The sequence below is a fragment of the Micromonospora sp. RTBAU3-60 genome, assembly GCF_054963695.1.
This window is the reverse complement of the sequence record NZ_JBUEGB010000013.1, coordinates 20,261-47,213: the sequence shown is the minus strand read 5'-3', so window position 1 is coordinate 47,213 and position 26,953 is coordinate 20,261. Positions and strand designations below refer to the sequence as shown.

Below are 26,953 nucleotides of genomic sequence, written 5' to 3'. Positions count from 1 at the left end.
GCCGCTTCCCGTAGTAGGACTCAAAGACGGTACGGCGTGCACCCCCGCCGCTGTCAACCCACCCCGGCCTGTCGTGTGTTGCACCACGGCGTGTCGCGTCGGCGAGTCTCGATCCGTGGCGGGTGGCGGCTCAGTCCGCGCCGAGGTGCCGGCGCAGCAGGCGGGCCGCCGCGCCCGGGTGGTCGGCGGCGAGGAGCCCACCGGCGGCGAGGACGTAGTCGACGTCGACGACCGCGCGGGCGGCCCGGGGCAGCGGCCACCCGCCGGCGTGGTCGGTGAGCACCGCCGCGAGCACCGCGGCCGCGTCCCCCGCGGGCGCGTGCCGCAGCACCCCGCCGGAGCCGACCATCAGCTTCACGTCGCGCAGGTCCCGGCCGGCGCGTTCCCCGGTGGCCGCGCCGCGGGCGTGCCGGCGCAACGCCACCGTCGCGGCGAGCGCGGCGATGCGCCGGTCGTCGGCCCGGTCGGTGTCGTCGGCGGGCAGGAATCCCGGGTCAGCGGCCCGCACCGCCGCAGCCGCCGCCAGCCGCTCCTCCTCCCCTCCGGTGAGCAGGCGTTCCTCGGCGGCGGCGCGGACCACGCCGGGGGCGCTCCACCGCATGCCCAGGTCCCCCTCGACGGTGCGGGCCCGCCACAGGGTGCCGGCGACCTCCCGGCCCGGCCCGCTGTCCCGCTCGTCGGGGGTGAGCACCGAGTACACGTCGGTGGTGGCGCCGCCGACGTCGACGACGGCCAGGTCCCCGCCGAGCGCGTCGGCGAGGACCTCCACCCCGGTCAGCACCGCGTCCGGGGTCGCCGCCCGGACGAGGCGGGCGAACCGGCCACCGCGGGACAGTTTCTTGCCGCCGATGACGTGCCGCAGGAACACCTCCCGGATCGCCGCCCGCGCCGGGGCGGGGGCGAGCACCCCGATGCGGGGCAGCACGTTGTCGGCGACGGTCACCGGCACCTTCGCGGCGGCGAGCAGCGCGTGCAGGTCGTCGCGAACGTCACCGTTGCCGGCGAGCACCACCGGCACCCGCCAGCGGGCCTTCGCCAGCCGGGTCGCGTTGTGCGTCAACGTCTCCGCGTCGCCGCCGTCGGTGCCGCCGACGAGCAGCACCACGTCGGGGCGGGCGGCGCGCAGCGCCGTCAGCTCGGCGGCGCCGAGCCGCCCGGCGGCCACGTGCACCACGTTCGCCCCGGCGGACAGCCCGACCCGCCGGCCGGCCTGCGCGGTGACGAGCGGCTCGTAGCCGATGACCGCCAGCCGCAGCCCACCGCCGGCGGACGAGCACACGTACCAGGGCACGTCCCGGACGCCGGCGCGGGCGGTGGCGGCGCCGACCGCGGCGTCCAGGCCGTGCAGCACGTCCGTGCCGACCGTGGTCGGCGCGGCCGCCGCCGCGACAAGCCGGCCGCCGTCGAGGTCCACCACCGCCGCCTTGGTGTACGTGGAGCCGACGTCGGCGCAGACGGCGACGTTCACGCCGCCGGCGGTACGACCACGGTGCCGGTCGCGGTGACCGCCACGATCGGCTCGGCGAGCACCTCGGCCGCGGACTCGCTCTTGTCGGGGCGGCCCCGGCACACCACCCGCGCCTCGAAGTCGATGGTGCGGCTGCGGGTGCCCACCCGGGTCACCGTGGCCACCACCTCGAGCACGTCCCCGGCCTTCATCGGCGCCTTGAACTGCACGTCCGAGTAGGAGGCGAACAGTCCCTCGTCGCCGTCGGTGCGGATGCACACCTCGGTGGCGACGTCCCCGAACAGGCCCAGCGCGTACGCCCCGTCGACGAGGTTCCCGGCGTAGTGGGCGTGCGAGTACGGCACGTACCGTCGATGCGTCACCGTCAAACCCAGCCGTGCGTCGCTCATGCTCTCGCCTTCTTGTTCGTGATCAGGGCGTGGACGAGGTAGCTGGCCACCTCGCCGGGGGTGGTGCCGCGGCCGAAGATCCGGTCGACGCCCAACTCCCCAGTCATCGTCTCGTCGAAGCGGGGACCACCGACGATCAGCAGCGGCCGCTTCCCGGCCGGCATCGCCTCCCGGAACGCCGCGGACATCTCCCGGGTGTTGTGCAGGTGCGCGTCGCGCTGGGTGACCACCTGCGAGACGAGGACCGCGTCGGCCTTCTCCCGCCGGGCCGCCTCCACCAGCTCCGGCACGCTGACCTGCGCGCCCAGGTTGGTGACCTTCAGCTCCCGGTAGTACTCCAGGCCCTTCTCCCCGGCGATGCCCTTGACGTTGAGGATCGCGTCGATGCCGACGGTGTGCGCGTCGGTGCCGATGCACGCCCCCACCACGGACAGCTTGCGCCGCAACTTCTGCTTCACCACCGCGTTGACCTCCTTGGCCGACAGCAGCGGGAAGTCCCGTTCCACCACCTGCACCTGCGACAGGTCCACCAGGTGGTTCACCCGCCCGTACACGACGAAGAAGGTGAACCCGTCGCCCATCTGCTTGGCGTGCACCAGCATCGCCGGGTCGATGCCCATCCTGTTGGCCAGCTGCACCGCCGCGCCCTCGGCCCGTTTGTCGTGCGGCACCGGCAGCGTGAACGACACCTGCACCATGCCGTCGCCGGTGGTGTCCCCGTACGGCCGGACGATCTTCTTCTCCGCCGGGGCCGTCACGGACGGTCTCCTTCCAGGATCTCGGTGGCCGGGTTGTAGTAGTCGGCCTCGTGCTTCGCCACCCCGTCGAGGCCCTTGCCGCGGTCCGCGGGCCGCTTCATGATCCCAAAGGTGCCCTCGGCGATCGCGGTGAGCAGCGACTGGTCGCCGATACGTTCGAGCAGGTCGACGGCCTCACCGAGAACCCGGCGGGCGCGCTGCTGGATGAACCCGCCCGGCGCGGGCACGAAGTCCTCGTGCAGCCCACCGGCGGCACCCAGCACGTACCGCACGTTCTGCAGGGCGATGTCCCGGTCGGACAGCCACGGCGTCACCACCGCCTCGGTCATCATGCCGACCAGCAGGATGCCCTGCCCGGTCATGGTGCCGACCAGGTTGAAGAACCCGTCGAGCAGGTTGCCGCGGAACACGTCCCCGGTCATGTGTTTCGTCGGCGGCATCCACTTCAACGGCGCGTCCGGGAACAACTCCCGCGCCAGCAGCGCGTGCGCCAGCTCCAGGCGGAACGACTCCGGCAGATCCGGGTTGATCTCGAACGCGTGCCCCAGCCCCAACTGCCAGTCGGCCAGCCCCGCCTCGTGCGCGAAGTACTCGTTGAGCAGCTGCGACACGGTCACCGTGTGCGCCTCGTCGACCGCGTCGGCGGTGGTGAGGTAGTTGTCCTCACCGGTGTTGATGATGATCCCGGCGCGGGCGTGCACCTGCCGGGAGAACCGCTGGTCGACGAACGTGCGGATCGGGTTGATGTCGCGGAACAGGATCCCGTACATCGAGTCGTTGAGCATCATGTCGAGCCGCTCCAGGCCCGCCAGCGTCGCCATCTCCGGCATGCACAGGCCCGACGCGTAGTTCGTCAACCGCACGTACCGGCCCAGCTCCTTCGACGACTCGTCCAGGGCCGCCCGCATCAGCCGGAAGTTCTCCTGCGTGGCGTACGTGCCGGCGAACCCCTCCCGGGTGGCCCCCTCCGGCACGTAGTCCAGCAGCGACTGCCCCGTGGAACGGATCACCGCGATGATGTCCGCCCCCGCCCGCGCGGCGGCCTGCGCCTGCGGAATGTCCTCGTAGATGTCGCCGGTCGCCACGATCAGGTAGATCCACGGCCGCTGCGCCGGCTCCCCGTACCGCTGCACCAGACGGTCCCGCTCGGCGCGGCGCCGGTCGATGCTCCGCACCCCGGCGGCGACCGCCCTGCGGGCGGCCTTGCGCGCGGCGGTGGCCGCTTTGCCGTTGGGCTGGGTGAACCGTACCGACCCGGCGGCGGCCTTCTGCGCCAGCAGCGTCACGTCCGTCATCTGCTCCCTGGCGAGGGCGTCGAACACCGGCGCCGCCACCCCGTGCCCCAACCCCACGTCGGCGACCACCGCGTCGACGAGCCGGTTCACCCACGGGATGCCGTCCGGATCCGCGCCGCTCACCCCGGCCAGCCGCAGCACCGCCCGCTCCACCGACACGGTGGTGTGGCTGCGCGCCAGATCCACCACCGGCTGCCCGGCGCGGCGCGCCAACTCCCGCGCCCGCGCCACCAGCGCGGGATCCAGATCAAGCTTCCCGCTCACGCCGCCACTCCGCTTCGCTCCGCGGCGGCACGAGGCGCCCCGCTACTGAGCCTGCTGGTTCGCTCGCTCCGCTCGCTCACGCCGCCGCTCCGCCCGGCGGCGGCGCGACCCGCCCCCGTGGCGATGGTTCCCTCGCTCACGCCGACCCTTCCTCATAGATCACGTCACCGCGCAGCACCGTGGCCCGGCACACCGGCAGCGGCGTCGGGTCGTCCGCGCCGCGCACCTCCGGATCCTCGGCCTGCAGCACCGGCAGACCCCGGTCCACCCCGGCCGGGGTGGACCACACCGCGAACGTCGCCGGCGCGCCCAACGCGAGGACACCCTCGTTGTCCAGGTGCACCGCCCGCCACCCGCCGCGGGTGTGCGCCGCGAACGCCGCCCGCACACTCATCCGCTGCACCGGGTTGTGGTGCGCCGCCGCCGCCCGCACCGAACCCCACGGATCCAGCGGCGTCACCGGCGAATCCGACCCGAACGCCAACGTCACCCCGACCGAGTGCATCGCCCCCATCGGGTTGGACTCCAACGACCGGGACAGCCCCAGCCGCGACTCGTACATGCGGCCCGCGCCGCCCCACAGCCGGTCGAACGCCGGCTGCATCGACGCGACGATCCCGTACTCCACGAACCCGGCGATCAACCGCCTGTTCATGATCTCCGCGTGCTCGACCCGGTGCCGGGCCGCCCGCAGCCGGTCCACCCCCAGCTTCTCCGCCGCCTGCGCGAACCCGTCGAGCACCGTGGAGATCGCCGCGTCGCCGATCGCATGGAAACCGCCCTGCAGCCCGTGCGCCGCGCAGTCCAGCAGATGCTCCCGCACCTGCTCGGCGGAGACGTACCCGTGCCCGCACGCCCCCGGCTCCCCGTCCAGGTACGCCTGCGACACGTGCGCCGTCCGCGAACCCAACGCCCCGTCGGCGAACAGGTCACCCCCCGCCCCGACCGCGCCCAACTCCCGCGCCCGCGCCGCGCCCAGCAGCTCACCCCAGTACCCGTACACCTCCGGCACCCCGGCACCGGAGACGCCCAGCAGCCCGGTGAAGTCCTCCTCGTCGGAGATCTCCGGGCCGCCGCACTCGTGCACCGCGGCGATGCCCAGCGACGCGGCGTGCGCCAACGCCGCCCGCTGCGCGGCGACGCGCTGCGGCCGGGTCACCGACGCGAACGCCGCCGCCCGCACCACGTGATGCGCGTCACGCCGCAACCAGCCCGACCGGTCATACCCGGCGGCGGCCGCCACGTCCGGGCACGCCGCCAGCAGCGCCTGCGACACCAGCGCCGAATGGATCGACGCCTGCGACAGATACACCCGCCGCCCCCCGGCGGCCCGGTCCAGCGCCGCCGCGTCCGGCAACGCCTTCTCCGCCCACGACGACTCGTCCCAGCCGTGCCCCAGCACCACCGCGTCACCCGGCAGGCCCGCCGCGAACGCCGCCACCGCCGCCAACAGCTCCCCGGCCGACCGCACCGCCGCCAGGTCCAGCCCGGACAGGGCCAGCCCGGTGTCGGTGGCGTGCACGTGGGCGTCCACGAACGCCGGGGTCACCAACGCCCCGGCCAGGTCCACCACCCGGTCGGCGGCCGGCGCGTCCGCGTCGGCGCCCAGCCAGGCGATCCTGCCGTCGCGCACCAGCAGGCCCGTCGCGCTCGGGTCAGCCGGACAGTGCAGCACTCCACCGCGGTACAAGGTCGAGGGGTTCGTCATGGTGTCAGTCTGCCGCCAACCGCGCCTCGAACAGACGACGCACCCCCGGCTCGGCGCGCAGCAGCTCCAACGCCAACTCCGCGTGCCCCGGCACGTACCCGTTGCCGACCAGCATCGTCACGTCCGCCGCCAGGCCCTCCGCGCCCAGCGCCGCCGCCGCGAAGCTCGTCGCCATCGAGAAGAAGATCACCGTGCCGCCATCCTCGGTCGCCAGCACCGCCCCGTGCTCACAGCCCGGCACGTCCACGCACACCACGGTCACGTCCGCCGGCACACCCAACGCCGTGGTCACCGCCGTCGACAGCCCCACCGGGTCCCGCGCGTCGGCCAACGCGACCGCGTCGGCCAGCCCCGCCGCCGTCAGCGCGTCCCGCTCCGCGGCCACCGGCACCACCCCGACCGTACGGCCGGCGCCCGCCCGCCGCGCCGCGGCCAGGGACAGCGACCCGCTCTTGCCGGCCCCGCCGATCACCGCCACCCGCACCGGCCGGGCGTCACCGGCCCGCCGCCGGCGCTCCACCTGCTCGGCGACCACCCGCGCGGTCAACGCCGGCGCCCCACACACGTCCAGCACCGCCAAGGACAGCTCCGGGTGCAGGTCCGCCGGCAGCACCGCCGCGATCGACCGGGCGAACAGGATCGCGTACCCGTCGCACGGCACCTGCTCGCTGCGCCCGTCCCAGCGAGCGAGGCCGTCCAGGATCATCAGCGGCGTCAACGTCAGCGACACCAGCGTGGCCACCCGGTCACCCGGGGTGAGCCTCAGCGGCGACCGGCGACCGGCCTCCTCGACCGTGCCGATCAACATGCCGCCCGACCCGGTGACCGGGTTCTGCATCTTCCCCCGGGTCGAGATGATCTCCAGCACCTCGGCGCGGACCTTCTCCCCGTCACCGCCGTGCTTCTCCGACAACTGCCGGAAGCTCGCCGCGTCGAGGTTCAGCCGCTCCACCCGGATCCGCACCTCGTTCGAGGCGATCCGCGGATCGGCGTCCAGCCGCCAGGCCGCCTGCGGCAGCACCCCCGCCGGTTCCACGACACGGTGCAGTCCCACCGGTGACGTCACGCCGACCCTCCTCCGTCCAACCGCTCGAAGCCCCTGGTCAGGACTCGCGTCGCGGGAAAACTTCCGGCAGACTAATTTCTTCACCGGATATTTTCCAGTAGCCTTCGGGACCGTTGATCCACCCGCACCAACCAGGAGGAGGGGCCGTGACCCAGACCCAACCGGTGGAGACCATCCCTGCGCCCCACCCCGCACCCGCCGCGGTCCCCACCGCCGGACAGCCCTACGAATACCGCCGACGCCCACTGGTCGAACCCGACTGGACCCGCTTCCCCGGCTGGCGCCACGTCACCCGGGAACAGTGGGAGAACGCCCAGTGGCAGCGCGTCAACTGCGTCAAGAACATCAAGCAGCTACGCACCGTCCTCGGCGACCTCGTCGACGAGACCTTCTACGCCGACCTCGAGGCCGACCAGAAGGCACTGGCCACCATGTCCATGCTGGTGCCCCCGCAGATGCTCAACACCATGGTGCCGTTCGAGCCCATGACCACCGAGGCCTTCCTCGCCGACCCGGTCCGCCGCTACATGATCCCCGTCGCCTCCGACCGGCGCACCGACTGGCCCTCCCACCCCTACGCCAGCCGCGACAGCCTCCACGAGCACGACATGTGGGTCGCCGAAGGCCTCACCCACCGCTACCCCACCAAGGTCCTCGCCGAACTGCTCTCCACCTGCCCGCAGTACTGCGGCCACTGCACCCGCATGGACCTCGTCGGCAACTCCACCCCCGCCGTCGACAAGCTCAAGCTCACCCTCAAGCCCGTCGACCGCTACGACGCCCACATCAGCTACCTCAAGGCCCACCCCGGCGTCCGGGACGTCGTCGTCTCCGGCGGCGACGTCGCCAACGTCCCGTGGAAGAACCTCGAGTCATACCTCATGCGGCTGCTCGAGATCGAAACCATCCGCGACATCCGGCTCGCCACCAAGGCCCTCATGGGCCTGCCGCAGCACTGGCTGCAGCCCGACGTCGTCGAAGGCCTCGAGCGGGTCGCCCGCACCGCCTCCCGCCGCGGCGTCAACCTCGCCATCCACACCCACGTCAACCACGCCCAGTCGCTCACCCCACTGGTCGCCAAGGCCGCCCAGACCGCCCTCGACGTCGGCGTCCGCGACGTCCGCAACCAGGGCGTACTCATGCGCGGCGTCAACGCCACCAGCAAGGACCTGCTCGACCTCTGCTTCGGCCTCCAGGGCGAAGCCGGCATCCTGCCGTACTACTTCTACATGTGCGACATGATCCCCAACGCCGAGCACTGGCGCGTCCCCGTCTGGCACGCCCAGCAACTCCAGCACGACATCATGGGCTACCTGCCCGGCTACGCCACCCCGCGCATCGTCTGCGACGTCCCCTTCGTCGGCAAGCGCTGGGTCCACATGCTCACCGAGTACGACCGCGAACGCGGCATCTCCTACTGGACCAAGAACTACCGCACCTCGATCGAGTCCGCCGACCTCGAAGCGCTCAACAAGCGCTACGCCTACTACGACCCGATCGACACCCTGCCCGAATCCGGCCAGGCCTGGTGGGAAGCCCACCGCAACGACTGACCCGCACCCCACCCGTCGCCCGGCACTCCCCGACCAGGGATGCCGGGCGACTGCTTTCCCACCACCACCGGCACCCGAGGCCACACCCTCCGAACCCATGAGCCCGGCCGAGCCCGACACCGCCAACCGGGTCACCCCCGTCGAGGTCTTCTTCGACATCGTCTTCGTCTTCACCGTCACCCAACTCGCCCACGTCCTGGAAGACGAACTCACCTGGGCCGGCCTCGGCCGCACCGTCCTCATCCTCGGCGTGCTCTGGTACCCCTACACCGGCTACGCCTGGCTAACCAACCAGGTGCCACCCCGACGCCCCGCCCAGAAGACCCTCCTCTTCGCCGGCATGGCCGGCTTCCTGCTCACCAGCGTCGCCATCCCCACCGCGTTCACCACCACCGCACTGCTCTTCGCCCTCGGCTACCTGCTGCTCACCACCGTCCACCTGGGCATGTTCAGCCGCTCCGCCGCCCGCCGCGCCGCGATCCGCCTCACCCCCTACAACCTCGGCGCGTCGCTGCTTCTCCTGCTCGCCGCATTCGTCACCGGCCCGGCCACCTACGCCCTCTGGGTCGCCGCCGCCCTCGTCCAGGCCGCCCTGCCGTACCTCACCCCACGACACTCCTGGATCCGGGTCGCCGGCACCTACCAGGTCGCCGCCGGCCACCTCGTCGAACGCCACGGCCTGCTCGTCATCGTCGCCCTCGGCGAATCCGTCGTCGCCATCGGCGCCGGCGTGGACGTCCACCACATCACCACCGGCACCGCAGCCGCCATCGTCATGGGACTCGCCCTGCCCGCAACCCTGTGGTGGACCTACTTCACCGACACCCGCCCAGCAGCTGGCACCCTCGACGCCGCCGCCCCGGACGTCCGAACCCACCTCGCCGCCCGCACCTACGTCCTGCCGCACTATCTCGTGCTGCTCGGCGTCATCGTCACCGCCACCGGCATCCACGCCACCCTCGCCCACCCCGACGGCCCCGTCGACAGCGCCGCCGCGCTCGCCCTCGCCGGCGGAGTAACCCTCTACCTCGCCGGAGTCGGCGCCGCTCGGCTGGCACTGCGCCTCGACCTACCCCTGAGCCGGCCAGCCGGCGCCGTCGCCACCCTCGCCACCGTGCCCCTCGGCATCTGGACCGCCGCCGGCGTCCAGCTCGCCGCGGTCATCGTCGTGCTCGCCGCCATGCTGCTGACCGGTCCCCGCCACCCGGCCTCGGGCTCCGCCGCGACGTGAATCAGCCGCCCCGCGGCGCGTACATGATCACCGCCACGCCCAGTAGGCAGATCACGGTGCCACCACCTCCTACCGGTCCGGCTGGAACGTCGAACACCGATGCCCCCGGCGCGCACCCTGCGCCGGGGGCATCGCGTCGGGGCCGGGTCAACTCGTGAAGGAGCGACCACTCACGTCCTGATCGCTCTCCTGCACGCGCTCGCCGGGCCGTCCGCCGCGGGCCTCCTCCTGCCGGCCCACCTGTTCCGCCCGCGACCGCTCCTGCCGGGTCATGTCACCCATCCGGGCCCGGGCCGCCCCGGCCACCCGCTCGACCTTGTCCTTGGCCTTCTCGGTGCTCATGTCGCCTCCTGCGTCGTTCCGACGGGCCGGGGGCTTTCACCCCTCCCTACCCGCGTCCCCGTCCCTCCGCCCGGAAAACCTCGCGGACCTGGGACAAGGCACGTCGCACGGAACCGGACAATCGCCGGGTACCGGATGCAAATCCGCAGACTGCGGCGGGCCCCCGAATTCGGGGGCCCGCCGCAGTACGGGTCACTTCTCGAAGGCGTTCTTCACGTCGCGGCCGGCCTGCTTCTGCCGGTCCCGCGCCATGCGCTGCTCGCTGGCGCCCTGTGCCCGCAGCCGTTCGTTGTCGGTGGCGTCGCCGATCCGCTCCTTGGCGAGGCCGCTCATCTCCTGGGCCTTGGCCTTGGCCTTGTCGGTGAAGCTCATGCCACTCCCCTTCGTTGGCAACGTGCCCGGGCCCTTCGGCCCGCTCATCGACCGCGTCCCCGTGGTCGATGAGCTGAAACGCTGTGCTCTTGTGCGGTCGCCGACACCACCTCTAAGTCGTCCTAGGACACTAGGTGAACACGGGGACGCAGTGGCTGCTTAACTGGACCAATGGGAGAGATCCTGCTGATCCGGCACGGGGAGACCACGTGGAGCGCCAGCCACCGGCACACCTCGTACACCGATCTGGAGCTGACCCCCGACGGGGAGCGACAGGCCCGCGCCCTCGGCGTGATCCTCGCCGACCGCCGCTTCGCCCGGGTCCTGTCCAGTCCCCGGCAGCGAGCCACCCGCACCGCCCACCTCGCCGGCCTCGACGTCGACGCCACCGACCCCGACCTGGCCGAGTGGAACTACGGCGAGTACGAGGGACGCACCACCGCCGACGTCCACGCGGAGAACCCGCGCTGGAACCTCTGGATCGACGGCGCCCCCGGCGGCGAGTCACCGGCCCAGGTCGGCGAGCGCGCCGACCGGGTGCTGGCCGGCATCGCTCCCCTGCTCGACCGGGGCAGCGTCGCCCTGGTCGGGCACGCGCACAGCCTCCGGGTGATCGGCGCCCGCTGGATCGGGCTGCCCCCGTCCGGCGGTGGGCTGCTCCGGCTGGACACCGCCACCGTCAGCGTGCTCGGTCACGAGCACGGGCGGCAGGTCATCCTGCGTTGGAACCAGCCGGCTCCGCCGCCGCCCGGGACCGCCCCCGACCAGGCAGCTCGGCATTGACCTTGGGCGGCCGGTTCTCGTACGGGGTGGAGAGCACCACGGTGGTGCGCGTGGTGACGTTGGCGGCGGTGCGGATCTCCTGCAGCACCCGCTCCAGGTCCGCCGGCCCGGCCACCCGCACCAGCAGCAGGTAGAAGTCCTCCCCCGCCACCGAGTAACACGAGTCGATCTCGGGCAGGTGGGCCAGCCGCTCCGGCGCGTCGTCGGGCTGCGACGGGTCGAACGGCCGGATCGCCACGAACGCGGTCAACGGCAGGTCCAGCGCCTCGAACGAGACGCGCGCGGCGTATCCCTTGATGACGCCGCGCTGCTCCAGCCGGCGGACCCGCTGGTGCACGGCGGACACCGACAGCCCCACCTTCTCGGCGAGGTCGGTGTACGACAGCCGACCGTCCCCGGTCAGCGCGGCGACGATGGCCCGGTCGATCTCCTCCACGCGGTGCAACCTACCTGAGAAAACGCTCCCATGCCGCACCCGGCCCACCGGGCGTGACGCCTGGTGGGCCGGCCGGTGGCGCAGCGGTGTCCGTCAGCCCTTGGCGAGGGCCCGGGAGATGACCAGCCGCTGGATCTGGTTGGTGCCCTCGACGATCTGCAGCACCTTCGCCTCCCGCATGTACCGCTCGACCGGGTGGTCGACGACGTAGCCGGCGCCGCCGAGCACCTGCACCGCGTCGGTGGTCACCCGCATCGCCACGTCGGTGGCGAACAGCTTCGCCTTCGCCGCCTCGATCGAGTACGGCCGGCCGGCGTCGCGCAGCCGCGCCGCGGCCAGCATCAGCGCCCGGGCCGCGGAGATCTGCGTGGCGTGGTCGGCCAGGGTGAAGCCCAGCCCCTGGAAGTCGATGATCGGGCGACCGAACTGCTGGCGCTCCTTCGCGTAGCCGATCGCGTAGTCGAGGGCGGCCTGGGCCAGACCCACCGCGCAGGCGGCGATGCCCAGCCGGCCGGAGTCCAGGGCGGACATGGCAATGGTGAAGCCCACGCCCTCGCCGCCGATGAGCCGCTCCGCCGGCACCCGGGCCTCGTCGAAGGCGATCTGGGCGACCGGGGAGGCATACAGTCCCATGGTGCGCTCGGCGGCCTGCGGGTGGATCCCCGGGGTGTTCCGGTTGGCCAGCAGACAGGAGATGCCCTTCGGGCCGGGACCGCCGGTGCGGCAGAAGATGTTGTAGAAGTCCGCGACCCGGGCGTGGGTGATCCACGCCTTGGTGCCGGTGACCACGTAGTCGTCGCCGTCGCGGACCGCCCTCGTGGTCAGCGCCGCGGCGTCGGAGCCGCCCTGCGGCTCGGAGAGGCAGTACGCCCCGAGCAGCTCCCCGCCGATCATGTCCGGCAGCAGCTTGCGCTGCTCGTCGGTGCCGAACTGGGCGAGCGGGTAGCAGGACAGGGTGTGCACGCTGACCGCCTCGGCGACTGCGAGCCAGCGGCTGGCCAGGATCTCCAGCACCTGCAGGTAGACCTCGTACGGCTGGGCGGCGCCGCCGTGTTCCTCGGCGTACGGCAGGCCGAGCAGCCCGGCCCGGCCCAGGGTGCGCAGCACCTCGCGGGGGAACTCGGCGCGCGCCTCGAAGCCGGCGGCACGCGGGGCGAGCTCCCGGTCGGCGAGTTCGGTGGCGAGGTCCAGCAGGTCGTGAGCCTCGTCGGTGGGGAGGATCCGGTCGACAGTCATAGCGCGATGAGCTCCGTGGGGGTGGTGTTGAGCCGTTGCCCGCCGTCCGTCGTGCAGACGACGATGTCCTCGATCCGGGCGCCGTGCCGCCCGGCGAGGTAGATGCCGGGTTCGACCGAGAACGCCATGCCGGCCTCCAGCGGCCGGGGGTTGCCGGCCACGACGTACGGCTCCTCGTGGGTGTCCAGGCCGATGCCGTGGCCGGTGCGGTGCAGGAAGGCGTCGCCGTAGCCGGCGGCGCTGATGACGTCCCGGGCCGCCGCGTCGACCGCCTCGGCGGTGACCCCGGGCCGGATCGCCGCCACCGCCGCCCGCTGGGCCTCGTGCAGCACGGCGTAGTAGTCGGTGAACTCGGCCGGAGCGGGCCCGCCGGCGACGTACGTGCGGGTGCAGTCGGAGCGGTAGCCCGACGGCATGGTGCCGCCGATGTCGACCACGACGGGCTCCCCGGCCCGGATCGGCCGGTCGGAGGTGCCGTGGTGCGGGCTGGCGCCGTTCGGCCCGGCGGCGACGATGACGAAGTCGACGGTGACGTGGCCGGCCGCCCGGATCGCGGCGGCGATGTCGGCGGCGACCTCGACCTCGGTCCGGCCGGGGCGCAGCCACTCCCCCATCCGCCGGTGCACCGCGTCGATCGCGGCGCCCGCCTCGGCGAGGGCGGCCACCTCGGCAGGTGACTTGCGGATCCGCAGCTCGCGCAGCACCTCGGAGGCGAGGCGCTGCCCGGCGTCGGGCAGCGTGGCGCGCAGGGCGAGGACCTGCTCGGCCCACATCCGGTCGGCCAGGCCCACGGCGGCCACCGGTGCGGGCAGCGCCGCCCGCACCAGGGGGTACGGGTCGGTGCCGTCGGCGTGGTCGACGATGCGCACCCCGGTGGCCGGGGCGGGGGACGCCTCGGCGGCCGGGCGCTCCAGGACCGGCACGATCAGCGTCGGCTCGCCCTCGGCCGGGAGCACCAGGCAGGTCAGCCGCTCCCCCTCGTGGGCGTCGTACCCGGTCAGGTAGCGCAGATCGGAGCCGGGGGTGAGCAGCAGGGCGTCCAGGCCAGCCGCGGCGGTGGCGCGCTGCGCGGCGGCCAGCCGCGCGGCGGGGTACAGCTCGTCGTTTCCCACCCCATGAGATTAACGGTCGTTTGGGCACGGGCGGGGGCCGGCCAGTCCGCCGGCGACAGCCGGTCGTGCACGGGGGGTTGAGGAACGTCGCAACGGAAACCGGCGGTGCGCCTTTCGGGGGCGTTAGTGGCGTTTTGACCTCGGGTTACTTGGTGCCGGGGCGATTGGCATGGTTTCGGGGGTGCAGCCGGGCGGGCCGGGTGGCCCGCCCGGCTGCACCCAGGGCTAGTCCCCGGCCATCACGGTGAAGGTGAATCCGGCACTCGTCGGACGGCGCAGCGGAATGTCGCACTTGATCCGGCGCAGTACCTCGCTCCTGCTGAGGCCGAGCCCTTGCGCGATGAGCCGTTCCGGGCGCACCGGTACCGGATCCTCGAAGACGACCTCGACCTGGACCGGCCACGCCTCGTCGAGCCAGGCCGACGGGGTGTCCAGCCGCCAGGCCCCCGTCCAGTCCAGAGTGAAGCGGTTGCGCCGGGCGAGCAGCGGATCCAACAGCCTGGACGCCACCAGTTCCGGATCGTTGACGCTGTAGCCGTGGAGCTCGGCCGGATCGAAGGATCTGACCGGCGCTCGCTCGTGCACGGTGAGCTTGCTCGTCCGATCGCACGATACGCAGCGGATCAGCAGCCACACGTCCAGCAGCTTGCCGTTGGCGTTGACGCGGAACCTGCCCTCGCCGGTGGTGGCCGACTCCGAGCGGCAGTCCACGCACCGCAACGAGAGCAGAGGCAGCCTGGTCCGACGAACGACCCAGGGCAGCACGATATGAGGTTGTGAAGACATGACTCGCTAGACCTGATCTCTAGACCTGACACGAGGCCGATCACGCGCGGCCTCAAACGCTGTATGACCGGGCGCACAAGGGCAGCCCGGCAGAGCCGACGGCAGCGCCGGCTACAGGTGAGCGGAAGAAGGTGTCAGGTTTAGAGAGCAGGCGGGGTCACGCGGTTTGTCCTCAGTCCTCAGTGCGACGGGCCGCAGGCAACCTAAGGGAACGCGGAAGGAAGGCTCAACCGGTTTTCCGGCCGCAGCGGTGGTGGCGCGCGGTCAGTCGGTGGCGGCCTCGGCGCGGAGGTCCTCCTCCGACGCGCCGCGGCGCCAGTAGCCGGCGAAGGTGACCCGGGCGCGGTCGAGGCCGCGCTCGCCGACCAGGTGCCGGCGCACGGTTCGGACCATGCCGGCCTCACCGGCGATCCAGGCGTACGGGGTGGCGCCTGGCAGCCGCGCGGCGCGCAGGGTGTCGGCCAGCAGGGTGGTGCCGGGGGCGGTGCCGCCGCGGAACAGCCAGGTCACCTCGGCGCGGGCGGCGCTGGGCAGCGGCTGGATGTCGGCGGCGTCGGGGACCTCGACGAAGGCGCGGGCCGGGGTGCCGGCCGGGAGCCAGTCGAGGATGCCGGCGACCGCGGGCAGCGCGGTCTCGTCGGCCACCAGCAGCACCGCGTCGGTGCCGGCGGGTGGCTGGAAGCGGACGCTGCGCTCGTCGGGCATGGCCGGGCCGAGCAGCAGCACCCGGTCGCCCGGCCGGGCCCGACCGGCCCAGCGGCTGGCCGGGCCGGTGTCGCCGTGCCGCACGAAGTCGATGTCCACTTCGGCCCGCTCGGGGCGTTGGGCGCGGATGGTGTACGAGCGCATCACCGCCCAGACCCGCGGGTCGAGCGCGCGCCAGGCGGCGTACCAGTCCTCCCCCGCCTCGACCGGGACGACCGGGGCGGCTTGTCCGGGGTGGGGCAGGAAGAGGGAGATGCTCTGGTCCCGGCCGCCGCCGGGGAACCCGGTCAGGTCGTCGCCGCCGAGGGTGACCCGGAGCAGGCAGGCGCCGACCGGGCGGGCGGCGACGACCCGGGCGGCGTAGAAGCGGTACCGCAGAGCGACGGCGGCGGTGGTCACGAGGTGACCCTCCGGGCGTCGCGGATGGCCCGGGCCAGGTTCTCCAGCAGCGGCGCCGCGCCCGCGTACGAGAAGCGGGGCACCGCGTCCCACGGGGTGACCTGGCCTGCACGGACTGCGGGCAGCTGCGCCCAGGTGGGCTTGGCGGCGAGGTCCTTCGGTTGCAGCGCGGTGGAGCGGTTGTCGAGCAGGATCAGGTCGGCCGGGAACTTCGCGGCGTTCTCCCAGCTGAGCGCCTCGAAGTAGTCGCCCTGCTCGAGCCTGGTGGGCAGCACGAGGTCGACGCCGAGTTCGGCGAAGTACATCAGGTCGGTGCTGACCTTCGGGTTGGAGACGTAGAACAGGTCGGGGCTGCCGGACGCGGCCATCACCCGGAGGCCGGGGTTGGCCTTGACCGCCTGGCGGACGGCGTCGGCGGCCGCGGTGAACCGGGCCTTCGCCGTGGTGACCTTCGGCGCGGACAGGTCGGCGCCGAGGGACCCGGCGAGCTTCGCGTACCGCTCGATGGGCCGGGTCATCGGCACCCGGGCGGTGGCCACCGCGACGCTCGGCGCGAGCGGAAGGATCTTGGCCTTGCTCTCGTCCGGGACGTACCAGAGCGCGCCCGGGTCGTACATGTGGGTGACCAGCAGGTCGGGGCGCAGCGCGGCGTACCGCTCCAGGTTGAACTCGCCCCAGGCATTGCCGAGGATCTCGACGCGGTCCACGTCGAGGTCGCCGGCCTGCGGGTCGCGGCTGCCGTCGGCCCGCCGGGTCTCGCCGAACACGCCGACGATCTGCGCGTCGAGTCCGAAGTCGACCAGGGCGGCGGCCACCCCGGTGAAGGCGACGACCCGGGACGGCCGGCGGGGGGCGTCGACCGTTTCCGGGCGGTCGTCGGTGAAGGACCAGGGGCCGCCGCTGGACGTGGTGGCGGGGGCGTCGCCGTCGCGGCCGCAGCCGGCGAGGAGGGCGGTGAGGCCGGCGGCGCCCGCGGCGGCGAGCAGGCCACGGCGGGAGAGCCGGCGGCCGGACAGGGTGTCGGGCATGGCGGTGTCTTTCGGTGCGGGTCGGAAAATGACCATGGACAGCGGAGTTAGGTTAACCTAACCTAACTTGCTGTCAAGCCCGTTCCGCCGACCGGAGTCCACACTGTCCGTCATCACCTCACCACGAAACGCCGCCCAGCCCGCGTCCCGCCGGCGCCGCGGCGTACCCAGCACCGGCCTGGCCGTCGGGCTGCTGCTGCTCGCCACGGTGGCCGTGCTCAGCGTCGCCGTCGGCGCGAAGCCCCTGCCCCTCGCGGACGTGTGGCACGGCCTCACCGACCCCGCCTCCCCCGACTACGCCGTCGTGCACCGGATGCGGCTGCCCCGTACGCTGCTCGGCCTCACCGCCGGCGCCGCGCTCGGCGTCGCGGGGGCCGCGATGCAGGCGCTAACCCGCAACCCGCTCGCCGACCCCGGCCTGCTCGGCATCAACGCCGGCGCCTCCGCCGCCGTGGCCACCGCCACCGTCGCCCTCGGCGTCACCGCCCTGGACCACCAGGTCTGGTACGCGCTGCTCGGCGCCGCCCTGGTCACCGTCGGCGTGCACGCCGTGGCCGGCGGGCGGCACGCCACCCCAACCCGGCTGGCCCTGGCCGGCGCGGCACTCAACGCCGCCCTCTACTCCTACGTCAGCGCGGTCATGCTGCTCGACACCACCTCGCTGGACCGGCTGCGGTTCTGGACCGTCGGCTCCCTCGCCGGCGCGCGCACCGACACCGTCCCGCACCTGCTGCCCTTCGTCCTGGCCGGACTGCTGCTCGCCCTGCTCGCCGCCCGACCCCTGGGCACGCTCGCCCTCGGCGACGACCCCGCCCGCGCCCTCGGCGCCCGCCCCGGCCTGATCCGGGCCGCCGTCATCGCCGCCGTCACGCTGCTGTGCGGGGCGGCCACCGCCGCCTGCGGGCCCATCGTCTTCGTCGGGCTGCTCGCCCCACACCTGGTCCGCGCCCGCACCGGCCCCGACCCGCGCCGGCTGCTGCCGTACTGCGCGGTGTACGCCCCGGTGCTGCTGCTCGCCGCGGACATCGCCGGACGGGTGCTCGGCCGCCCGGGCGAACTCCAGGTCGGCCTGGTCACCGCCGTGCTCGGCGGCCCGCTCTTCCTGCACCTGGTCCGGCGCGGACGGCTGGCCCGCCCATGATCGTGCTACGCCTCCCCGGCGGGCTGTCCCTGCGCCTGCACCCCCGCGCCCTCGCCGTCGGCCTCGCCGGCACGCTGCTCACCGCCGGCCTCGCCGTACTGGCCGTCGGCGCGGGCGACTACCCGATCGGCCCGGCCGACGTGCTGCGTGTCCTCGCCGGTGGCGGCACCCCCGCCGACCGGTTCGTGGTCACCGAGCTGCGCCTGCCCCGGCTCGCCACGGCACTCGCCGTCGGCGCCGCCCTCGGCCTGGCCGGCGCGGTGTTCCAGTCCCTGACCCGCAACCCGCTCGGCAGCCCCGACGTCCTCGGCGTCACCCAGGGCGCGGCCACCGGCGCGCTGGTCGTGGTCATGCTCGGCGGTGGCAGCGCCACCCTCGGCGCGGCGGCCGTCGCCGGCGGACTCGCCACCGGCGCGCTGCTGTCCGCGCTGGCCGGGCCGCGCGGCCTGACCGGCCACCGCCTGGTGCTGGTCGGCATCGGCGTCACCGCGATCCTCACCGGCGTCAACGGCTGGCTGCTCACCCGCGCCCCGCTGATGGACGCCGCCCGCGCCGCGCTCTGGCTCACCGGCAGCCTGGACGGACGCGGGTGGGCCAACGCCGTGCCGGTGCTCGCCGCGCTGGCGGTGCTGCTCCCCGCCGTGCTGCTCGCCCGCGCCCCGGCGCTGCGGCTGATCGAGATGGGCGACGACACCGCCGCCGCGCTCGGCGTCCCGGTGCGTCGGGTACGGCTGGCCGCACTCGGCACAGCGGTGCTGCTGGTCTCCCTCGCCGCGGCGGCCGCCGGCCCGGTGTCGTTCCTCGCCCTGACCGCACCGCACCTGGCCCGCCGGCTGGCCCGCGCACCGGGACCGAACCTGCTGCCCTCGGCCGCCCTCGGTGCCGCGCTGCTGGTCGCCGCCGACCAGGTGGCGCAGCACGCGGTCGGCGGCCACCAACTGCCCGTCGGTGTGGTCACCGGCGTGCTCGGCGGCGGCTACCTGGCCTGGCTGCTCGCCGGCGAACGCGGGAGCCGGCGGTGACCGGCCCGGACACAAAGGAGACACCCAGCATGCGACCGGGCACCTCCCGGCTGGTCGGCGACACGCTGACCCTCGGCTACGACGGGCGCACCGTCGCCGAGGAGCTCACCGTGGCCGTCCCGGAGCACTCCTTCACCGTGATCATCGGTCCGAACGCCTGCGGCAAGTCCACCCTGCTGCGCGCGCTCGCCCGGCTGCTGCGGACCACCCGGGGAACGGTGCTGCTCGACGGCGCCGACATCCACCGCCGCCCGGCCCGGCAGGTCGCCCGTACCCTCGGCCTGCTCCCCCAGTCGGCCGTCGCCCCGGACGGCATCACCGTCGCCGAACTGGTCGCCCGCGGCCGCTACCCGCACCAGGGCCTGCTGCGGCAGTGGTCCCGCGAGGACGAGCGGGTGGTCGCCGAGGCGATGACCGCCACCGGGGTCAGCGGCCTGACCGACCGGCCGGTCGACGAACTCTCCGGCGGGCAACGGCAACGCGTCTGGATCGCCATGGCGCTGGCCCAGCAGACCCCTCTGCTACTGCTCGACGAACCGACGACCTACCTGGACATCGCGCACCAGATCGAGGTGCTGGACCTGTGCGCCCGGCTGCACGAGGAGCAGGGTCGGACGCTGGTGGCCGTGCTGCACGACCTGCACCAGGCGGCCCGGTACGCCACCCACCTGGTGGCGCTGCGCGACGGACGGGTGATCGCCGCCGGCGAACCCCGCCGGATCGTCACCGCCGACCTGGTCGAGGAGGTGTTCGGCCTGCCCTGCCGGGTCATCGAGGACCCGCAGACCGGCACCCCGCTGGTGCTACCGGCGGCCGGCCGTCCGGCGCGACCGCACCCGCGCACGTTGCTGCCGCCGGCCTGCGGGTAACCGAGCCGGAACCCGACCGAAGGAGGAGTGATGGGACGCGATCCCGCCCAGATGAAGACCGGAGAGCTGCGCAAACAGGCCGAGCGTGCCGGACTCGACAACGTCGACCAGATGAACAAGAACGAGATGATCCAGGCCCTCGGCGGGTCGGCCAACGCCAATCAGGGCGGCGGCCAGCGCCAGAAGGACCCGCGCCCGAAGGGCGCCAGCCCGCAGGACTACAAGAACATACCGGGCAACCAGACCTGACCCGTGGCCCCGGTGTCCCACCCACCCCTGGGCGGGACACCGGGGCGGGCATGCTCTGATCTTGCGCGCCCCGGTCACCATGAACGCGTGCTGCGCTTCGTACTGAACCTGTTGTGGCTCGTCTTCGGTGGCGGCCTCGTCCTTGCCCTGGGCTACGGGGTGGCCGCCCTGATCTGCTTCGCGCTGGTGGTCACCATCCCGTTCGGGGTGGCCTCACTGCGCCTCGCCGCGTACGCGCTGTGGCCGTTCGGCCGCACCGTCGTCCGCAAGCCGGGCGCCGGGATCGCCTCCGGCCTCGCGAACGTGCTGTGGGTCCTGCTGGCCGGCTGGTGGCTCGCGCTGTCCCACCTCGTCGCCGGCGTCGGTCTCTGCCTCACCGTCATCGGGATCCCGTTCGGCGTGGCGAACTTCAAGCTCGTGCCGGCGGCGCTCTGGCCGCTCGGGCAGGAGGTCGTCGACACCCCCTGACGGCACGGCCGACCCACTCCAGATCACGCGAACGGCGGTATCCCAAGCCTGGGATACCGCCGTTCGTCGCGTCACCATCCCTAAGGCGTCCTAGGAGGCTCGGTTCACCGGCGGACCGCCGGGTTACCCGAATGGCCCTCGGGTTTCTCCCGGCGTGGCTACGGTCGGAGCAGTGGGCGGTCATATCGGCGTGATCGAGGCACTCAAGGCGGATCCCGCCATGTCCGGCCTGCGCCGGTCGCTCGAGGCGTACTACGGCGACCCGGTCCGGGAGGCGGCGATGGACGCCTTCTACGCGCGTTTCGTCCGCCCCGGCGACCTGGTGTTCGACGTCGGGGCGCACGTCGGCGACCGGCTCGGCAGCTTCCGCCGGCTCGGTGCCCGGGTGGTGGCCGTCGAGCCCCAGCCGCTCTGCGTCCGGGCGCTGCACGCGCTCTACGGCGACGACTCCCGGGTCACCGTGGTCGAGGCCGCCTGCGGGGCACGGGAGGGCCGGGTCCGGCTGCACGTCAACTCCGCCAACCCGACGGTCTCCACGGCGTCGCCACACTTCGTGCGGGCCGCGGCCGGTGCCGGTGGCTGGGCGCACGAGACCTGGGACGCCGAGATCGAGGTCGCCACCACCACGCTCGACCGGCTCATCGCCGCGCACGGCGTACCGGCCTTCGTGAAGGTCGACGTCGAGGGGTTCGAGGATGCCGTGCTGGCCGGGTTGAGCCGGCCGGTGCCGGCGCTGTCGTTCGAGTTCACCACGATCGCCCGCGAACTGGCTCCGCGCTGCCTCCACCGGCTCACGGGGCTCGGGTTCACCCGGTTCAGCGTGGCGCTCGGCGACGAGATGGGCCTCGCCCTGCCCGACTGGCTGCCGGCCGCGGAGGTGGCGGCGTACCTGCGGGCGCTGCCGCACGAGGCCAATTCCGGCGACGTGTACTGCGTGTCCGAGGATCGCCTCCGACACCGCGCAGCCCCGTAGGCCACGCACCGGGGCGACCGGACGGCATCGACGCTGCTCAGCACGCAGGTCCGCGGGACTTCCCGGACGCGCTGCGGTGGTCACTTTTTTAAGGTTTTGAACTTAGCCATGTTTCGTTATCTGGCCGTGATTGACGTGACCGGCGTCACTTCGATTCACTGCGATGCAACCGGTTCCGCAACCGGTTCCGAAACACCCGCCTCACCTCCTCGACCCGGGAGCGTCACGTGCCGATCACCATCGCCGACGTCGCCAGTCGGGCGGGGGTGAGCAAGACGACCGTCTCCCGGGTGCTCAACGGCAAGGGCGAGATCCATGCCCGCACCGCCGCCCGGGTCCGCGCCGTCATCGACGAACTGGGGTACGTACCGAGCGCCCGCGCGGTCGGCCTGGCCCGCGGCCGGACCCGGGTGGTCGGGATGCTGGTGCCCGCCCTGACCTGGCCGTGGATGGGCGAGGTGCTGCAGGGCGCCGTCGACACGGTGGAGAGCGCCGGGTACGGGCTGATGCTCCTCACCTGCAACCGCGGCGAGGCGTCCCTGCGGCAGTTCGCCTCGCAGGTCTCGGCGAAGTCGTTCGACGGGCTGCTGGTCATCGAGCCCGAGGGCAGCCTCGACTACATCGCCGAACTGCACGGCCGTGGCCTACCGGTGGTCCTCATCGACGACCGCGCTCATCAGCGGCCGTTCCCGTCCGTGGCCACGACCAACCGCGGTGGCGGCGAGTCCGCCGCCCGTCATCTGCTCCAACTCGGTCGGCGCCGCCCCCTGGTGATCAAAGGCTGCGAGGAGTTCGGCTGCACGCAGGAGCGGCTGGCCGGGTTCGCCGAGACGTACCACGCCGCGGGCCTGCCGTTGGATCCGCGGCTCGTGGTCGAGGGCGACTTCACCTTCGACTGCGGCAGCCGCGCCGTCACCCGGCTGACCGAGGCCGGCATCGACTTCGACGCCGTCTTCGCCCACAACGACCTGTCGGCGGGCGGCGCCCTGCAGGCGATCCGCGCGACGGGCCGCCGGGTCCCGCAGGACGTGGCGGTCGTCGGCTTCGACGACATCCCGTACGCGGCACACACCGAACCACCACTGACCACGGTGCATCAACCGATGCGCGAGATGGGAGAGGCCGCGGCCCGGATGCTCCTGTCGTGCTTCGAGGGAGTGCCGCTGCCCGAGGCCCCCGGCATCATTCCCACCACCCTGATCGTCCGCGGCTCGACCGGAGTGCCCTCGCCGGCCGACGGCCGAGCCGTCGGGCCGCGCCGGCCCGAGCCGGAGCCGTTCCCGCAGATCCGCTGACCCGGCGGGCGTCCCCGCGCCCCACCGCAGTGGCGCACCCCCGTTCCGCCGACGAACCCACCGACCACCCACCACGACCGGGAGGAACACATGCGCGTCAGACGCAGCCTCGCTCTCGCCCTGGCGAGCGTGACGGCGTTGGGCACGCTCGCCGCGTGTGGCGACAGTCCGAACGCCAACAAGAACAAGAGCCAGGCGGCCACCGTGCTGAACCTCGGCATGCCGAACGGCCCGCAGGCCGAGAACAACAACCCGTTCCTGACCACCTCGGCCGCCGCCTCGCTGGGCTACCGCTGGCAGATCTACGAACCGCTGATGATGTGGAACCCGGTCAAGCCGGCCGACCCGTTCAAGCCGTGGCTGGCCACCAAGGCCGAGTGGTCGCCGGACTACACCTCGGTCAAGGTCACCATCCGGACGGACGCCACCTGGTCGGACGGCCAGAAGCTCACCGCCGAGGACGTGGCGTTCACCTACAACCTGGTCAAGAAGTACCCAGCGCTGAACGACCAGGGCGTGCCGTACACGGACGCGACGGCGAGCGGCAACGACGTCACGATCAAGATGGCCAGCCCGCAGTTCGTCAACCAGCAGAAGGTCCTGTGGCGGGTGCCGATCGTCCCCAAGCACATCTGGGAGAAGATCAGCGACCCGACGACCGACCCGGTCAAGCAGCCCGTCGGCAGCGGCCCGTACACGCTGAAGTCCTTCACCCCGGCCACCATGACCCTGACGTTGCGGGACGGCGGCTACTGGCAGGACCCGCCGAAGGTCAAGGAACTGCGCTTCACGTCCTACACCGACAACAGCGCGCAGACCACCGCCCTTGCCAACGGCGAGTCGGAGTGGAGCTTCGTCTTCATCCCCAACTACAAGGCGGTCTTCGTGGACAAGGACCCGGCCCACCACAAGGTGTGGGCACCGCCGGTCCTGGGCATCCACGGCCTGTACGTCAATACCACCAAGAAGCCGTTCGACGACCCGGTGCTGCGCCGGGCGATGAACATGGTCATCGACCGCGCGGACATCTTCACCACGGCCGAGGCCGGATACTTCCACCCGCTGGTGAAGAGCGTGACCGGCCTGCCCAGCCCCGCCGGTGACGCGTTCATCGCCGGCGAGTTCAAGGGCCAGGAGCACAAGGTCGACGTCGACGGCGCCAAGGCACTGCTCACCGGTGCCGGCTACCAGCTCGACGGCAACACCCTCAAGGACAGGACCGGCAAGCCCGTCAAGCTGACCCTGACCGACCCGGCTGGCTGGTCCGACTACCAGACCAGCCTGGAGATCGTGAAGGACGGCCTTTCCAAGATCGGCATCGCCGCCACGGTCGACAAGGCCAACCAGGACGCCTGGTTCCGCAACGTCGAGCAGGGCAACTTCGACGCGACCTTCCGGTGGACCGAGAGCGGGGCCACGCCGTACGACATCTACCGGACCGTCATGGACGGCCGGCAGCTCAAGCCGATCGGCACCGCCTCCCCGGCGGGCAACTTCGGCCGATTCAACAACAAGCAGGCGACCGACGCGTTGATCGCCTACGCGAACGCCACCGACGAGACCGCGCGGACCACCGCGATGAACACACTGCAGAAGATCTTCGTCGACCAGGTGCCGATGATCCCTGTCGGCGCGGACAACATCGGTGGCGCGTACAGCACGAAGAACTGGACCGGCTGGCCGGACGACGCGAACCCGTACGGCGCCATGCAGCCCACCCAACCCAACGCGCTGGACGTGGTCCTGCACCTCAAGCCCGCCGGCAGCTGATCCGCGGCCCGCCTCCCCGGCCCGTCTCCACCGGCCGGGGAGGCGGCTCCCAGGTTCCGCGACCGGCTACCGCCACAGACACGGACACCCCGAAGGCAGGAAGCATGACGTTGAGCGAAGGCGCGGCGGCGCCGGTCAACGAGGTGGTGCTGGAGGCCGTCGGCCTGACCAAGCACTTCCCCGTCCGCAAACGGCTGCGTGACCTCTTCTCCCGGGCGCCGGCCGCCGTCCACGCCGTCGACGACGTGTCGTTCGCCCTCCGGCGTGGCCAGGTGACCGCCCTGGTCGGCGAGTCCGGATCGGGCAAGTCCACGGTGGCCCGGCTGCTGGCCCAACTCTATCGCCGCACCGCCGGCGACATCCGCCTGCACGGCGTGTCGACCAGGGTCCGCGGCGGTCGCCCGTTCCGGTCGTACGTGCGACGCGTCCAACTGATCCTGCAGGACCCGTTCGCCTCGCTCAACCCGGTGCACACGATCCGCTACCACCTCACCCGGTCGCTGCGGATCCACGGCAACGCCGGGCGCACCGCCGAGGACCTGGACACCGCCCTCGCCGACCTGCTGACCCGGGTCAGCCTCACGCCCCCCGAGCGCTACCTGGACGCGTTCCCGCACGAGCTCTCCGGCGGCCAGCGGCAGCGCGTCGCGATCGCCCGGGCGCTCGGCGCCGATCCGGAGGTGCTGCTCGCCGACGAGCCGGTCTCCATGCTCGACGTCTCGATCCGGCTGGGCGTGCTCAACCTGCTGCGCGACCTCAAGGAGCGGCTCAACCTCGCGATCCTCTACATCACGCACGACATCGCCTCGGCCCGCTACTTCGCCGACGAGACGATCGTGATGTACGCCGGTCGCCTGGTCGAGGGCGGCGACAGCGAGACGGTCACGCAGCATCCGGCCCACCCGTACACCCGGCTGCTCATCGAGTCGGCGCCGGATCCCGACCGCATCACCGGCGCGGCGGACGCCACCGAGCAGGACCGCGGCAACGGGGAGCCACCGAGCCTCATCCGGCCGCCGACCGGTTGCCGGTTCCACCCGCGCTGCCCGCACGCCATGCCCCGCTGCACGGTGGATCCGCCGCCCCGGCTGGAGATCGCCGACCGGCCCGGCCACTGGGCGGCCTGCTGGCTCTACGACCCGGCGGCCGTCGCCGGCGAAGGCCCCGGCTCCGCCGCTGCCGACCCCGCCGGCACCGTCCCGCCCCCGGCGCTGGTCCGGTCGGAAGGCACCGCCAGGTCGGGGGACGCACGATGAGGTTCCTGCTGCAACGCATCGCCTTCTACCTGTTCACCGCCTGGGCGGCGATCACGCTCAACTTCTTCATCCCGCGCATGATCCCGGGCGACCCGGTCCAGTCCCTCATCTCGCGTAACCAGGGCCGGATCAGCGCGGATGCCATCCAGTCGCTGCGCGTGCTGTTCGGGCTGGACAAGAACCAGAGCCTCTGGACGCAGTACGTCGACTACTGGAAGCAGCTCTTCCACGGCGACCTCGGGTTGTCGTTCACGTTCTTCCCGACCCCGGTGTCGACGGTCATCGGCGACAGCCTGCCGTGGACCGTCGGCCTGGTCGGCATCACCACCATCGTGAGCTTTCTCCTCGGCACGGCGCTCGGCGTGGGCGCCGGCTGGCGGCGCGGCTCGTGGATCGACGCGCTGCTGCCGGCCACGACGTTCCTGTCCTCGATCCCGTACTTCTGGCTGGGCCTCGTCGCGATCGCCCTGTTCGCCGGGCCGGGGAGCTTCTTCCCGTCCTCCGGCGGCTACGAGCCCGGCCTCGTGCCGGCGTTCGACCAGTACTTCATCCCGAGCGCGATCCAGCACAGCATCCTGCCGGCCGCCACCATCCTGGTCTCCTCGATGAGCGGGTGGCTGCTCAGCATGCGCAACATGATGGTCACCGTCGCGTCCGAGGACTACATCACCGTCGCCCACGCGAAGGGCCTGTCGGAGCGCCGGGTGGCCCTGAGCTACGCCGCCCGCAACGCGCTGCTGCCCAACGTCTCGGGCTTCGCGCTGTCGCTCGGGTTCATCGTCGGCGGCACCCTGCTGGTGGAGATCGTCTTCTCCTACCCGGGTCTCGGGTTCCAACTCTTCCAGGCGGTCGGCGCCAAGGACTACCCGCTGCTGCAGGGGATCTTCCTGATCATCACGATCTCCGTGCTGGTGGCGAACCTGCTCGCCGACGTCGCGTACCTGCTTCTCGACCCGCGGACCCGAAAGAGTGGCTGAGC

The 26,953-nt window shown here is 72.7% G+C and carries 27 protein-coding genes; 13 read left to right on the top strand and 14 right to left on the bottom strand.

Annotation, left to right across the window (positions count from 1 at the left end; all coding sequences use genetic code 11):
* Positions 1-130 precede the first annotated feature (130 nt).
* The 6 genes from ACY34I_RS15275 to kdd form a co-directional block, all read right to left on the bottom strand.
* A complete protein-coding gene (locus ACY34I_RS15275; protein ID WP_462755697.1) occupies positions 131-1,468 on the bottom strand; it encodes a glutamate mutase L in 1,338 nt (445 codons plus the stop codon).
* A complete protein-coding gene (kal, locus tag ACY34I_RS15270; RefSeq protein WP_462755696.1) occupies positions 1,465-1,857 on the bottom strand; it encodes a 3-aminobutyryl-CoA ammonia lyase in 393 nt (130 codons plus the stop codon). Before kal ends, ACY34I_RS15275 begins: the two co-directional genes overlap by 4 nt.
* Positions 1,854-2,615, bottom strand: a complete 762-nt coding sequence (kamE, locus tag ACY34I_RS15265) for a lysine 5,6-aminomutase subunit beta (protein WP_462755695.1) — start codon at positions 2,613-2,615, stop codon at positions 1,854-1,856. Before kamE ends, kal begins: the two co-directional genes overlap by 4 nt.
* Complete coding sequence (gene kamD / locus ACY34I_RS15260) at positions 2,612-4,174, bottom strand: lysine 5,6-aminomutase subunit alpha (RefSeq protein ID WP_462755694.1); 1,563 nt, start codon at positions 4,172-4,174, stop codon at positions 2,612-2,614. Before kamD ends, kamE begins: the two co-directional genes overlap by 4 nt.
* A gap of 136 nt (positions 4,175-4,310) precedes the next feature.
* Positions 4,311-5,882 carry an amidohydrolase gene (locus ACY34I_RS15255; protein ID WP_462755693.1) on the bottom strand — a complete coding sequence of 524 codons (1,572 nt, stop codon included), beginning with the start codon at positions 5,880-5,882 and terminating at the stop codon, positions 4,311-4,313.
* 4 nt (positions 5,883-5,886) lie between these two features.
* A complete protein-coding gene (gene kdd, locus ACY34I_RS15250; protein WP_462755692.1) occupies positions 5,887-6,948 on the bottom strand; it encodes an L-erythro-3,5-diaminohexanoate dehydrogenase in 1,062 nt (353 codons plus the stop codon).
* 146 nt (positions 6,949-7,094) lie between these two features.
* Here kdd and ACY34I_RS15245 point away from each other — a divergent pair, with 146 nt between their 5' ends.
* Together ACY34I_RS15245 and ACY34I_RS15240 are read left to right on the top strand one after the other, a co-directional pair.
* Positions 7,095-8,501: a KamA family radical SAM protein gene (locus ACY34I_RS15245; RefSeq protein ID WP_462755691.1), complete on the top strand. Its 1,407-nt coding sequence runs from the start codon at positions 7,095-7,097 to the stop codon at positions 8,499-8,501.
* 97 nt (positions 8,502-8,598) lie between these two features.
* Positions 8,599-9,732, top strand: a complete 1,134-nt coding sequence (locus ACY34I_RS15240; RefSeq protein ID WP_462755690.1) for a low temperature requirement protein A — start codon at positions 8,599-8,601, stop codon at positions 9,730-9,732.
* A 147-nt stretch (positions 9,733-9,879) separates the two neighbouring features.
* Here the strand turns inward: ACY34I_RS15240 and ACY34I_RS15235 are convergent, their stop codons facing one another.
* Together ACY34I_RS15235 and ACY34I_RS15230 are read right to left on the bottom strand one after the other, a co-directional pair.
* Positions 9,880-10,074 carry a general stress protein CsbD gene (locus tag ACY34I_RS15235; RefSeq protein ID WP_148802729.1) on the bottom strand — a complete coding sequence of 65 codons (195 nt, stop codon included), beginning with the start codon at positions 10,072-10,074 and terminating at the stop codon, positions 9,880-9,882.
* 192 nt (positions 10,075-10,266) lie between these two features.
* The gene (locus ACY34I_RS15230) at positions 10,267-10,446 is read right to left on the bottom strand and encodes a CsbD family protein (RefSeq protein ID WP_148804932.1); all 180 of its coding nucleotides are present in this window, start codon (positions 10,444-10,446) and stop codon (positions 10,267-10,269) included.
* 171 nt (positions 10,447-10,617) lie between these two features.
* On the opposite strand from ACY34I_RS15230, the gene ACY34I_RS15225 reads away from it, so the two are divergent.
* Positions 10,618-11,229 carry a histidine phosphatase family protein gene (locus ACY34I_RS15225; RefSeq protein ID WP_462755689.1) on the top strand — a complete coding sequence of 204 codons (612 nt, stop codon included), beginning with the start codon at positions 10,618-10,620 and terminating at the stop codon, positions 11,227-11,229.
* Here the strand turns inward: ACY34I_RS15225 and ACY34I_RS15220 are convergent.
* The 6 genes from ACY34I_RS15220 to ACY34I_RS15195 all read right to left on the bottom strand — a co-directional run bounded on the left by ACY34I_RS15220 (position 11,159) and on the right by ACY34I_RS15195 (position 16,931).
* Positions 11,159-11,665 (bottom strand): Lrp/AsnC family transcriptional regulator, encoded by a 507-nt coding sequence (locus tag ACY34I_RS15220; protein ID WP_148804934.1) that lies wholly within the window; start codon positions 11,663-11,665, stop codon positions 11,159-11,161. The two genes, ACY34I_RS15225 and ACY34I_RS15220, sit on opposite strands and share 71 nt — an antisense overlap.
* A gap of 93 nt (positions 11,666-11,758) precedes the next feature.
* On the bottom strand, positions 11,759-12,901 hold the full coding sequence (locus tag ACY34I_RS15215) for an acyl-CoA dehydrogenase family protein (protein WP_462755688.1): 1,143 nt from the start codon (positions 12,899-12,901) through the stop codon (positions 11,759-11,761).
* Positions 12,898-14,013, bottom strand: a complete 1,116-nt coding sequence (locus ACY34I_RS15210) for a M24 family metallopeptidase (RefSeq protein WP_462755687.1) — start codon at positions 14,011-14,013, stop codon at positions 12,898-12,900. Before ACY34I_RS15210 ends, ACY34I_RS15215 begins: the two co-directional genes overlap by 4 nt.
* Before the next feature lie 225 nt (positions 14,014-14,238).
* On the bottom strand, positions 14,239-14,724 hold the full coding sequence (locus ACY34I_RS15205) for a DUF1062 domain-containing protein (RefSeq protein WP_462755686.1): 486 nt from the start codon (positions 14,722-14,724) through the stop codon (positions 14,239-14,241).
* Positions 14,725-15,063: 339 nt separating this feature from the next.
* On the bottom strand, positions 15,064-15,903 hold the full coding sequence (locus ACY34I_RS15200) for a siderophore-interacting protein (RefSeq protein WP_462755685.1): 840 nt from the start codon (positions 15,901-15,903) through the stop codon (positions 15,064-15,066).
* The gene (locus ACY34I_RS15195; RefSeq protein WP_462755684.1) at positions 15,900-16,931 is read right to left on the bottom strand and encodes an ABC transporter substrate-binding protein; all 1,032 of its coding nucleotides are present in this window, start codon (positions 16,929-16,931) and stop codon (positions 15,900-15,902) included. Before ACY34I_RS15195 ends, ACY34I_RS15200 begins: the two co-directional genes overlap by 4 nt.
* 67 nt (positions 16,932-16,998) lie before the next feature.
* Between ACY34I_RS15195 and ACY34I_RS15190 the strand changes: the two genes are divergently transcribed.
* From ACY34I_RS15190 to ACY34I_RS15145, 10 genes are all read left to right on the top strand, one after another.
* Positions 16,999-18,072: a FecCD family ABC transporter permease gene (locus ACY34I_RS15190; RefSeq protein ID WP_462755683.1), complete on the top strand. Its 1,074-nt coding sequence runs from the start codon at positions 16,999-17,001 to the stop codon at positions 18,070-18,072.
* Positions 18,069-19,094 (top strand): FecCD family ABC transporter permease, encoded by a 1,026-nt coding sequence (locus ACY34I_RS15185; protein ID WP_462755682.1) that lies wholly within the window; start codon positions 18,069-18,071, stop codon positions 19,092-19,094. Before ACY34I_RS15190 ends, ACY34I_RS15185 begins: the two co-directional genes overlap by 4 nt.
* 29 nt (positions 19,095-19,123) lie before the next feature.
* On the top strand, positions 19,124-19,963 hold the full coding sequence (locus ACY34I_RS15180) for an ABC transporter ATP-binding protein (protein ID WP_462755681.1): 840 nt from the start codon (positions 19,124-19,126) through the stop codon (positions 19,961-19,963).
* Positions 19,964-19,993: 30 nt separating this feature from the next.
* Positions 19,994-20,212: a hypothetical protein gene (locus tag ACY34I_RS15175; protein WP_462755680.1), complete on the top strand. Its 219-nt coding sequence runs from the start codon at positions 19,994-19,996 to the stop codon at positions 20,210-20,212.
* Positions 20,213-20,299: 87 nt separating this feature from the next.
* The gene (locus ACY34I_RS15170) at positions 20,300-20,680 is read left to right on the top strand and encodes a YccF domain-containing protein (protein WP_462755679.1); all 381 of its coding nucleotides are present in this window, start codon (positions 20,300-20,302) and stop codon (positions 20,678-20,680) included.
* A 220-nt stretch (positions 20,681-20,900) separates the two neighbouring features.
* Positions 20,901-21,653: an FkbM family methyltransferase gene (locus ACY34I_RS15165; RefSeq protein WP_462755819.1), complete on the top strand. Its 753-nt coding sequence runs from the start codon at positions 20,901-20,903 to the stop codon at positions 21,651-21,653.
* 227 nt (positions 21,654-21,880) lie between these two features.
* Positions 21,881-22,948 carry a LacI family DNA-binding transcriptional regulator gene (locus ACY34I_RS15160; RefSeq protein WP_462755678.1) on the top strand — a complete coding sequence of 356 codons (1,068 nt, stop codon included), beginning with the start codon at positions 21,881-21,883 and terminating at the stop codon, positions 22,946-22,948.
* Between the two features lie 90 nt (positions 22,949-23,038).
* The gene (locus ACY34I_RS15155; RefSeq protein WP_462755677.1) at positions 23,039-24,718 is read left to right on the top strand and encodes an ABC transporter substrate-binding protein; all 1,680 of its coding nucleotides are present in this window, start codon (positions 23,039-23,041) and stop codon (positions 24,716-24,718) included.
* Positions 24,719-24,822: 104 nt separating this feature from the next.
* Entirely contained in the window at positions 24,823-25,974 is a 1,152-nt protein-coding gene (locus ACY34I_RS15150) for an ABC transporter ATP-binding protein (protein ID WP_462755676.1), read from the top strand.
* The gene (locus ACY34I_RS15145; protein WP_462755675.1) at positions 25,971-26,951 is read left to right on the top strand and encodes an ABC transporter permease; all 981 of its coding nucleotides are present in this window, start codon (positions 25,971-25,973) and stop codon (positions 26,949-26,951) included. The genes ACY34I_RS15150 and ACY34I_RS15145 overlap by 4 nt, the downstream gene beginning before the upstream one ends.
* The last annotated feature ends 2 nt before the right edge of the window (positions 26,952-26,953 follow it).

What these genes read in the sequence shown, in the direction of transcription:
- kal (WP_462755696.1), bottom strand. Translation starts at nt 1,857, where the DNA reads ATGAGCGACGCACGGCTGGGTTTGACGGTGACGCATCGACGGTACGTG.
- ACY34I_RS15255 (WP_462755693.1), bottom strand. Translation starts at nt 5,882, where the DNA reads ATGACGAACCCCTCGACCTTGTACCGCGGTGGAGTGCTGCACTGTCCG.
- ACY34I_RS15240 (WP_462755690.1), top strand. Translation starts at nt 8,599, where the DNA reads ATGAGCCCGGCCGAGCCCGACACCGCCAACCGGGTCACCCCCGTCGAG.
- ACY34I_RS15235 (WP_148802729.1), bottom strand. Translation starts at nt 10,074, where the DNA reads ATGAGCACCGAGAAGGCCAAGGACAAGGTCGAGCGGGTGGCCGGGGCG.
- ACY34I_RS15230 (WP_148804932.1), bottom strand. Translation starts at nt 10,446, where the DNA reads ATGAGCTTCACCGACAAGGCCAAGGCCAAGGCCCAGGAGATGAGCGGC.
- ACY34I_RS15225 (WP_462755689.1), top strand. Translation starts at nt 10,618, where the DNA reads ATGGGAGAGATCCTGCTGATCCGGCACGGGGAGACCACGTGGAGCGCC.
- ACY34I_RS15215 (WP_462755688.1), bottom strand. Translation starts at nt 12,901, where the DNA reads ATGACTGTCGACCGGATCCTCCCCACCGACGAGGCTCACGACCTGCTG.
- ACY34I_RS15195 (WP_462755684.1), bottom strand. Translation starts at nt 16,931, where the DNA reads ATGCCCGACACCCTGTCCGGCCGCCGGCTCTCCCGCCGTGGCCTGCTC.
- ACY34I_RS15185 (WP_462755682.1), top strand. Translation starts at nt 18,069, where the DNA reads ATGATCGTGCTACGCCTCCCCGGCGGGCTGTCCCTGCGCCTGCACCCC.
- ACY34I_RS15180 (WP_462755681.1), top strand. Translation starts at nt 19,124, where the DNA reads ATGCGACCGGGCACCTCCCGGCTGGTCGGCGACACGCTGACCCTCGGC.
- ACY34I_RS15175 (WP_462755680.1), top strand. Translation starts at nt 19,994, where the DNA reads ATGGGACGCGATCCCGCCCAGATGAAGACCGGAGAGCTGCGCAAACAG.
- ACY34I_RS15165 (WP_462755819.1), top strand. Translation starts at nt 20,901, where the DNA reads ATGTCCGGCCTGCGCCGGTCGCTCGAGGCGTACTACGGCGACCCGGTC.
- ACY34I_RS15155 (WP_462755677.1), top strand. Translation starts at nt 23,039, where the DNA reads ATGCGCGTCAGACGCAGCCTCGCTCTCGCCCTGGCGAGCGTGACGGCG.
- ACY34I_RS15150 (WP_462755676.1), top strand. Translation starts at nt 24,823, where the DNA reads ATGACGTTGAGCGAAGGCGCGGCGGCGCCGGTCAACGAGGTGGTGCTG.
- ACY34I_RS15145 (WP_462755675.1), top strand. Translation starts at nt 25,971, where the DNA reads ATGAGGTTCCTGCTGCAACGCATCGCCTTCTACCTGTTCACCGCCTGG.